Below are 1,769 nucleotides of genomic sequence, written 5' to 3'. Positions count from 1 at the left end.
GTCACAGCCTGCCGCTGGGCCATCGTGAGCTCCATGAAAACGGGCATAGCTGGCAACCGCCGCCAACACCGTCAACCACGCCGCTACGCGGAGGTTTTCAAATGAGGCAACGTATCCGGCTACGCGGAGGTTTTCTACGAGTCAACKCGATTCATTGACAATGCAGGCCCCGTGCGTAGGCTTGGGGCGAGCTGAGTCGATCGCCTGAGTCGCCCCGGCTTATGAAGGCATCAAGGTCTCTCGAAAGGCGGAGGCAATGGGTTTTTGGGATGCCATTTGGCTCATGTTTTCGTTCGTTATGTTCGCTGCGTACCTKATAGTGCTGTTTCTGGTCATCAAGGACATTTTTTCGGATCGTCTGCGCCCCGGGTGGGTAAAGGCCTTATGGATTCTGGCCGTTCTCCTGTTCCCGCTCCTCGGTTGCCTTGCCTACATGTTGTTCTACGGGCAGCAAATGGCCGTGCGGGAATCCGTGCGGCAGGACGCAACCCAGAGCGAGGCCAGTGATGACATGGCGGACTACGTTCGTCGGACCGCCAACAGCAACCCCGCCGAACAGATCGCGGCGGCGAAAAGGCTCCTTGATGAAGGCACGATCACCCGCGACGAATTCCAGATGCTCAAGGCCAGGGCATTGGGATAAATATCACCTGGGTAATGCCGGATTTCGATGCGGTTGCGCTCTCCGCGCATAGAGGTKGAGCATGGCGGCCCCACCCCGCTCAAGACAGGCCTTATGGTCCTAATGGCGGGTGCCAGGGAAGACTACTTTGGCCCTTAAGGGAATGCCAGCAGGGCTTCCTCGGAACGAAAGGATGGCTCCCGTGGAGCAATTCTGGAACGTCATCTGGCTATTCTTTTGGGGATTTGCCTTCGTCTCGTACCTGTTTGCACTTTTTGCCGTGATCTCCGATATTTTCCGGGACCGCGACCTCAACGGCTGGCTCAAGGCCGTGTGGATACTATTCCTGGTTTTCGTGCCGTTCCTCACCGTTCTTGTCTACCTGATCGCCCGCGGCCGCAGCATGGCGGAACGCCAGGCAAAGAGTGCACGGCAGGCGGAAGCCGAAACGACTGAATACATCCGCTCCGTTGCCACGGCGTCCCCCACCCAGGAAATCGCCAAGGCCAAGGAACTCCTCGACGCCGGCACCCTGACCCAGGGCGAGTTCGATGCACTCAAGGCGAAAGCGTTGAGCCGGGCCTGACCGGCCGTTCATGTGCTGCCCTCATGGGCTTCATCGTCGCCCGTGCCGTGAGCGGGGCCAGGGGACCGGTGGTGAGTTCCGCCGCGCGCCCGGTGCGGGCGGCATGACGTGAGCCAGGCGCACGCCGCGCCCCGCTGCGGCTGCGCACAACACCTCGAGAACTGCGTGTCACCCAATGAAGAAGTGGMCCGCCGGCATCATCCTAGGCTGCGCACAATTCGTCATGGTGCTGGACAGCACCGTGATGAACGTTTCGATCTCGACAGTCGTGAATGATCTCAACACGACCGTAGCCGCGATGCAGGCTGCCATCACCTTCTATACGCTGACCATGGCCTCACTGATGCTGCTCGGCGCGAAACTCGGCGACGTCTGGGGGCGGAGGCGCGCCTTCGTCATCGGCTCCATCATCTACGCCTGCGGCTCCCTGCTCACCGCACTCAGTCCCAACATCGTGGTCCTCTTCATCGGATGGTCCGTGATCGAAGGCGTCGGGGCCGTCCTGGTGATACCCGCCATCGCGGCCCTCATCGCCAACAATTATCAGGACCAGGACAGGGT

The 1,769-nt window shown here is 60.4% G+C and carries 3 protein-coding genes; all 3 read left to right on the top strand.

Annotation, left to right across the window (positions count from 1 at the left end):
* Positions 1 to 256: 256 nt before the first annotated feature.
* The gene (locus tag AC1DBQ_RS23185) at positions 257 to 643 is read left to right on the top strand and encodes an SHOCT domain-containing protein (protein ID WP_476930731.1); all 387 of its coding nucleotides are present in this window, start codon (positions 257 to 259) and stop codon (positions 641 to 643) included.
* Positions 644 to 824: 181 nt separating this feature from the next.
* On the top strand, positions 825 to 1,208 hold the full coding sequence (locus AC1DBQ_RS23180) for an SHOCT domain-containing protein (protein ID WP_425547226.1): 384 nt from the start codon (positions 825 to 827) through the stop codon (positions 1,206 to 1,208).
* 175 nt (positions 1,209 to 1,383) lie between these two features.
* Positions 1,384 to 1,769: MFS transporter (locus tag AC1DBQ_RS23175; protein ID WP_476930730.1), on the top strand; the 386-nt coding region annotated here is incomplete at its 3' end.

The sequence above is a fragment of the Arthrobacter sp. 10T413_2 genome, assembly GCF_056394205.1.
This window is presented reverse-complemented; position numbering and strand designations above follow the sequence as displayed.